The 6,891-nt window shown below is 45.9% G+C and carries 6 protein-coding genes; 2 read left to right on the top strand and 4 right to left on the bottom strand.

What is annotated here, in order from left to right; translation table 11 throughout:
* A partial coding sequence (locus V6C93_RS30970; protein WP_333480525.1) for a lipid-A-disaccharide synthase-related protein occupies window positions 1–678 on the top strand: 678 nt, incomplete at its 5' end.
* Between the two features lie 329 nt (window positions 679–1,007).
* Here the strand turns inward: V6C93_RS30970 and V6C93_RS30975 are convergent.
* From V6C93_RS30975 to V6C93_RS30990, 4 genes are all read right to left on the bottom strand, one after another.
* Window positions 1,008–2,408 (bottom strand): adenylate/guanylate cyclase domain-containing protein, encoded by a 1,401-nt coding sequence (locus V6C93_RS30975; protein ID WP_333480526.1) that lies wholly within the window; start codon window positions 2,406–2,408, stop codon window positions 1,008–1,010.
* 290 nt (window positions 2,409–2,698) lie between these two features.
* The gene (locus tag V6C93_RS30980) at window positions 2,699–5,461 is read right to left on the bottom strand and encodes a zinc-dependent metalloprotease (protein WP_333480527.1); all 2,763 of its coding nucleotides are present in this window, start codon (window positions 5,459–5,461) and stop codon (window positions 2,699–2,701) included.
* A gap of 300 nt (window positions 5,462–5,761) precedes the next feature.
* On the bottom strand, window positions 5,762–6,115 hold the full coding sequence (locus tag V6C93_RS30985) for a hypothetical protein (RefSeq protein ID WP_349262887.1): 354 nt from the start codon (window positions 6,113–6,115) through the stop codon (window positions 5,762–5,764).
* 124 nt (window positions 6,116–6,239) lie between these two features.
* Window positions 6,240–6,455: a hypothetical protein gene (locus tag V6C93_RS30990; protein ID WP_333480529.1), complete on the bottom strand. Its 216-nt coding sequence runs from the start codon at window positions 6,453–6,455 to the stop codon at window positions 6,240–6,242.
* A 178-nt stretch (window positions 6,456–6,633) separates the two neighbouring features.
* Here V6C93_RS30990 and V6C93_RS30995 point away from each other — a divergent pair, with 178 nt between their 5' ends.
* The gene (locus tag V6C93_RS30995) at window positions 6,634–6,873 is read left to right on the top strand and encodes a helix-turn-helix transcriptional regulator (protein ID WP_333480530.1); all 240 of its coding nucleotides are present in this window, start codon (window positions 6,634–6,636) and stop codon (window positions 6,871–6,873) included.
* Window positions 6,874–6,891 lie beyond the last annotated feature (18 nt).

Genomic DNA, 6,891 nt, shown 5'->3' on the forward strand with positions numbered 1-6,891 from the left:
TTTTATGAAACCGATGCTGAGTTGAAAGAAATGCAGCGATCGCTGGTTGTTACCCTTCTACCGGGTTCTAGAGTACCGGAAGCGAATGAGAATTGGCGACAAATTGTACAAGCGACAGATGGTTTTCTAGAGACGTTTACCGAGCGAAAGCTCTTATTTCTCGGTGCGATCGCTCCTGCTTTAAGCCTCGATCCTTTGCGGGAAATTCTGCAAGGACAAGGGTGGCATCAGCAAGCGTTAGAATCGACTACCCCGAATCTTCAGTTCGAGGATGAACATGCGATCGCCTTTACTAAGAAGAATGCCACGCTGATTTTGACTCAAAATGACTATAATCTCTGCTTGCTCAAAGGCGACTGCTGCATTGCAATGGCAGGAACAGCAACGGAGCAGTTTGTAGGGTTAGGGAAACCTGCGATCGCCATGCCTGGAAAAGGGCCACAATATACCCCAGCTTTTGCCGAAGCTCAAACTCGCTTATTAGGGCCATCTCTGATTTTGGTAGAGCAACCCCAGAAAGTTGCGACTGTGGTGCAGCAGTTGTTGCGTGACCCAGATTGGTTACAGTTAATTGCAGATAATGGTTTTCAACGAATGGGTCAGCCAGGTGCAGCATCTCGCATTGCTGATTGTTTAATGAAGCGGTTAATGGTTGAAGGTTGGAGGGTTGAAGGTTAAAGGTTGGAGGGTTGAAGGTTAAAATCGCTTCTGTTCTAGAAGACCCATCAATTCCTACTTCATTCTGTTTCCAACTTGAGTATTGCTACTCTAGTTTTGATACTTGCTGAGCTACTAAAGCCGTGGCTATTATCTCTCTTTCTCTCACCTCAGCGTTCTCTGTGTGTGGAGTGGTTTGTTCAACTCTACGTTAGACTACAACTCAGTATAAGCTACGAATTATCTAATTCATTAGGTTTCAAGTGTTGAGATTTCGTAGGGAATGGGCATCCTGCCGTCCGATTCATGCAAGTTTAAAGATACAACAACTGACAACCGCTCTCGGTTTCTTAACGATACCCTGCAACATGATTACTGGATACTTGACTCACCAGTGAGCAATCCCCTTCAATCGCCATTGCTGCTGGTTCAATTCCCGCATAAACTTGCTGTCTTTTCCCTTGAAACCGAACATGTACCTTACCTTGGCAAATCGGCCCCAACGATAACTCTGTCACTTGCTCAACAACACCTGCCGCTTTTAGATAGAAAATAGCTTGGAGTCGTGCCAGCTCCAGGAAAACCTTTGGCTGCTCTTTATACCCTGAATACGAAGACTGGATGACGCAATTTTCGATACTGACTGGAGTCGCGCTGCTTTGAATTAACTTCTCTAATACTTCACGCTCAGCGAGAGCAGGGCTGAAGACTTGAGCATCTTGCAGCATTAGCAGTTTAGGTGGGTCATTGAGTAACAGCCGTCTTGCTTTCAGGGTCGCAATGTCATCTGCTGAATAAAACTGCTTGCGTCCTTTGTAAGATTGCTCCAATGTCTTACCATCAAGCTTGACTGGTTTTGCTTCAAGTGTGAGTGTCCAGAGTTTGCAATCAGCTCTGGATATCGATTCCACACCCTTTACCTTTACAAGGAACCCATCATTTTGATAGGCAAATTTAACGAGTGGTGACTGGTCGAGTTTGGGGCGAAGGGATTGGATTGTCGCATCATCTTGGACACTTCTAGAGGGGATTTGGATAATCAACTTGCCATTGGCATTTTGACTATAGGTTTCGATTTGGAAGAAGTGTTCGTGTAATAATACCCATTGACCTGATGAGTAAATGACCAATTCTGACTCGTTACTACTCCCCTCTTGGTCAAGTAATTCAATCTCCGCTTGAGCTGTAAAAGGGGTAGGATGAATGGGCGGAATTTGGTAAACCAGTACTGAACCGGGAATATTTTTTAATTTTTTGGGTGCCAATTCAGTGGCTGTTAAAGCTAAGGCATTTTTGACGACATCATAGACCGTCTGGGACATACAAATCCCACCGGGTTGGGCTTCTGATTGCAATCTTGCGGCTACATTAACACCGTCACCCATGACATCGGAACCATTGAAAAATACATCTCCTAAATGAATGCCAATCCGATGAGTAAGCACTTCTTCTGGAGCGAGGTTAGCGGCTAATTCTGCAAAGCTGGATTGAATTTCTTTGGCACAAGCGACGGCTTTAACCGCACTGGGGAAGTACATCAGCAGAGCATCGCCAATTGTTTTGAGGACTTTGCCTTCAAACTGCTGACACAGTTGTTTCATAATTTGGAAATCCCGGCGGAGTAAGTCCAGGGTGTACTCTTCATTGGCTGCCATCATTGCACTATAGCTGACGACATCTGTGAAAATAATCGCCGCAAGAGTGCGTTGTCCTTTGAGCTCCGTAGAGAGAGTTTTTTCCTTGGTAAACATAAGTCCTAGGGTATGCGAAGCGTCCTTGAGGCACGACGGTCTACTGGGTGCAGTCGTTAACCAAAGTACCTATTTATATTGAAGGCTAGAAAACCCTCTTTATCCGACCCTTCATCTAATCTGGTCAGAAAATTTATGGGAACTTTGAATTATCGTTCCTGAGGACTACGTTAAAAATAGAGGTACTGACGAGATATCTATCGAGAAGTGCCTTCTGTGTAGATCATTTCTATATCTATGCTTAAGGACAGATGCATCAATATTAAGGCGTACTGTATAGAGGATTACAATCACTGTGATTGAATTTGAGCCTCTAAAGTTTTGCTGATGCGCGATCGCGTTTCTTCTAGGTGAGCCTTTGTGTAAGTGTCCATATCGCCACCGTGCCTTCTCAAAACACTATTCAGGCTTCCTTGCAACTGACGTAAGCGATACCAAGCTAGTGTTTGGGCATCTTCAGGTACATCAACCTTCCGCAATACCATATTCGTTAAGTGGTGGAGATAACTCCGTTGCAATGAGCGGCGGAAACTGGAAATAGAGAAGGATTTATCGTCGGGTTTGAGTACCTCAGTCCAGATACTATCCTCTAAGGTTTTAAACAGTTCTGGCAGCGTCAACGCTTGTCCTGAGGCACTCTTGAGTTCAATATCTTGCAAGCGAATTAGGCGATCGCTCGACAGTAACTCTCCCAACACCTGATTCTGCAAGAAGAAAATACTCTCGTGAATTGGATAATCCAATCGCTCGATCTTCAAGTCATTTGCCCAATCTCTCCAGCGTGATGGTGCTAACTTATTCAACAATTGGGGTGAGAAGTGAAACGCATCTGCTGCAAATACGTACTTCTGCAATGCCGAAAGCGCCTCTCGCTGCTTGGCGACTGGCACCGGTTCAAAGGGCAATCGTCCATTGCGATCGCCCGCGTGGCTGCGGTAAAACGACTGCCCACCAATATATTTGGTGATGAAATAGGTGTTTTGGAAATAATGCCAGAACACCCGATCAAAAAGTTCGCTCAGCTCACTGTAACTCTCACCACTACTGGGGTAACGCTTTTCCAAACGTGCCCACATTGCCCGTGCATTATCCAATTGGGTTTGAGAATAGGTTAAGACATCACTGCTCATATCCCAACGATTGGCATCTGGGTTCAGGTCAATGATATCTTCATCCGTGGCATAGGCAAGTTCTGGGTTAGTGGAACGTTTGGCAATCTCGTCTAAAAATCGCCGTTCTGCTTGAGAAGCAATAGCACCACTTTCTTTGTAACCATACTCGATCGCCCATTCATCATAAGCACCCACCGAATCAGGAAAATAGTCTCCCTGTGGAGTCCCTTGGGGTGCTAGGTTGATGGGCAGATAGTCCATCACCGAGGTGACTAGACCTTTAGTCTGAGTGATATTAGTATTGTTCAACTCCTGTGGCGCAAGGAGTGTACTACCCCGAAAGTTGTGACGCAACCCTAGAGTATGTCCAACTTCATGAGCAATAACCCAACGCAAGCGCTGATGCACATATTCCTTCATCTGCTCACTCTTCAGCGTGGTATCGGATGAAAGCAGGGATAACCCCACTCGGTCGATTGCAGACTGCTGAGCGGATTCCCTGCCATAGCAAAGATCGTTGTCTTTAGCGACTTGTGATAAAACAGACGTTTTCTTAGGTGCTGAGGAGCGATCGGTCACTGAGGGGCAAAGATTACCCGATCCCATCAATGTTGAAAGCAAAGAATTCGCCTGCGATTGATTCTGTTCCACCAAACGGCGAAAATCCTGCTGAATATCCCGAACAAAACTGCTATCTACGATGATATCGGCATCTAAGATTTCTCCGGTTAATGGGTTAACTCGCGCTGGACCTTTAGCGAAAAATCCATCCAGAGAATTGAACCAGCGAATAGTGTTGTAGCGCACATCCGCCGGATCCCAATCTGCGTTGTCCGGCATTTGCTCTACTTGAATCGCATCTTTAAAGCCTGCCTGCTCAAACGCTTTGTTCCACATCAGTATCCCTTCGCGAATCGGTTCACGGTATTCCAAAGGGACGGCGTTTTCTATCCAAAACACAATCGGTTTTTTGGGGGGAGATAAGGACGCTTTTGGGTCTTGTTTTTCTAAATGCCAGCGGTTGATGTAGCGTACAAATGAATCACGACGTTTGTTGTTAGAGAAGTCTTGATAAGTCGTTACGAAATAGCCAACACGTTCGTCAGCTAGACGCGGACGATAGTTGTTGTTTTCATGAAGCTGAGAGAGACTATAGCGAACATGAAGACTAAGGGCACGATTATCCGGGAGAGTTGGCAGGTAATCACCTTCACCAGAACTTAGAGAGAAGCCATAAATCGATTCAATCTCGACATTAGTGGGAAAGGCTTTGGCTGTGCCAAAAGAGGACTTACTCGCGTCGAGTTGGTAGTTTCCTTTTAAAGACTGTTCTAAAAAGGGTGTCAATCCTGGAAAATCTGTGAGCATCAAATCACCCAAATCGATGAGAATGGTCTCTTGAGTTGGATGAATACTTTTAATGGGCAGGGAGTAGAGAACGGAATCGCTAAATGAGCGATCGAGCGATCGCACTTGCGGATCGCCAGGTTCGGCGCGAAAATTCACATTCCGCACCACAAAGTGTAAATTATTATTCATCCGGCGGAAGTAGAACAGCCATGTTTGTAGCGGTAGTCCACTGTATAGCCCACGTTCGCCAATGCCTGATTCCATCGTCACCGAGGCAAGGTAGTTCTTTTTCAGCTGTTGGGGCTTAACTTCCAGGTAAATTTTGCCTGTTCCCTGATTATGGTAAAGGTTGAACAACCCTTCTAACTTTTTCGTGTCTTTGACTAGCTTGTCAAACGGTTGTAATTCCGCGTCAGAGCCAGATTTTATCTTTGCCGTAGATAGCAGTGTTAAGGTTTTAGTCTGGGTTTGAGTTGCCGGGGGCGTCAAGGGCTGTTGTGCCCTTAAGGGAAACGTCTGCTTGATGCTAATAGCCCCAATCCATAAAAATAGACCCAGTAGGAACAACACCCACAACGGCACTCTTTTCATTCAACCAATTACCCTATAATTTCAAAGTCTAGCAAGTTACATCAATGCCTCAGATTATCAAGGCAGAGCGGTAGTAAATGGTGTTCTTTAGTACCCGCAGCTGTACTCTTATCTGCGATTCGGCATCCATAATCATTTTCCAAGAGCAAGCCACACTCCAGCTTTCCCTACTCGGATCGCCTCCTTCTTAGCCACAAGATGCCCTATCAAGGCAAGAGTATAAAGGTAGATTCTAGTGTAACCTTTGAGGCATAGAGGTTGTGGCGTTCTAAAAGAGATTTGGAATGAGCGATCGCATCTCTAGTTCTGTCGGCGCGTCGATAAATCAGTGTATCGTTGCTGCCAGATGGCTTCGATTCGGGATAGGGCGTCTTCGGTATATCGTTGGGCTTCTAGCAGGATAGCTGACCAGAGGGCGTCGAGAGCTGGCAGATTTGAGCAACTGTGAATCAAGGTGCGGCAAGCGGCAATCCATTGTTCGAGTTTGCGGTAACTGACGAAGTAACCGCCTTTTCCTTCGATATGTACCCAGAGGATGTTATGCCATGTTTCCCAGTTGAGGATGCGTTCTTGGTTAATTTTCAGGTGTTTGGCGATTTGTCGAAGGGTAATGACAAAGGAATGGGGATTGATGCGGTGGCGTAGCGGTTGCATGGTTGTAGCGGATTTTAGCATTAGGTACTGCAATTCCCTGGTAGATCCCCCCAACCCCCCTTAAAAAGGGGGGCTAATAAGAATTCTTTCTTTCCTTACGAAAGGGCTAGGGGGGATCGACTCTTTAACTGAACTGTCGTGGATTATCCTGTGCTTCTTCCTCAAGGGGAGCGAAGATAATCTCAAACTTAGCCGCAGGAATGAACCGCCGTAAAAGTCTCAGATGGTCGTTAGCGTCTTGGCGATTGCGGAAACGGGCGACGGTATAGTGTCGAGCATCGGGCAAAATACGCACAATTGTCCAAGGGCGATCGCATTTAACGCTCGGAAGTTTTACCATGATTAAAATCTCCTTGAATTAGGATGCCAGAAGCCAGCGTCAGCCCTGCGAAAGTTGAGCGCTGGCTTTTGGTTTGAGAGATGATATGCTGTTCACATTCAGGAACGTCTTTATCGTACCAGATTGTTCACAATTAGGAAGATTTACTTGGTGATAAGCCTCTGACACCATGTAACTCATGGGAAAGGCAGGAAAGGCTCTGAGGCAGGTATTGGAAGCCTACAGTATCAGTCAAAATAAATTAGCAGTGACAATGGGTATCGGGCGATCAACAATGCATTACTGGTTTAATGACATTAGAGACCCGTCGGCTGAGGCAGTCCTCGAAATTAGAAAAGGTCTTCGGAAGATTAACCCAGAGGCGGCACAGGAATTTATTCAGCTGTACCTGGATGAGTCAGATGAGAGTGAAGAGTAGTTGTGCGGGATGAGAGGT

It is taken from the genome of Allocoleopsis sp. (genome assembly GCF_036703385.1).
In the GTDB taxonomy this organism is placed as follows: domain Bacteria; phylum Cyanobacteriota; class Cyanobacteriia; order Cyanobacteriales; family Coleofasciculaceae; genus Allocoleopsis.

Excerpts from the sequence above, each read along its gene's own strand:
- V6C93_RS30975 (WP_333480526.1), bottom strand. The coding sequence starts at position 2,408 with ATGTTTACCAAGGAAAAAACTCTCTCTACGGAGCTCAAAGGACAACGC.
- V6C93_RS30980 (WP_333480527.1), bottom strand. The coding sequence starts at position 5,461 with ATGAAAAGAGTGCCGTTGTGGGTGTTGTTCCTACTGGGTCTATTTTTA.
- V6C93_RS30985 (WP_349262887.1), bottom strand. The coding sequence starts at position 6,115 with ATGCAACCGCTACGCCACCGCATCAATCCCCATTCCTTTGTCATTACC.
- V6C93_RS30990 (WP_333480529.1), bottom strand. The coding sequence starts at position 6,455 with ATGGTAAAACTTCCGAGCGTTAAATGCGATCGCCCTTGGACAATTGTG.
- V6C93_RS30995 (WP_333480530.1), top strand. The coding sequence starts at position 6,634 with ATGGGAAAGGCAGGAAAGGCTCTGAGGCAGGTATTGGAAGCCTACAGT.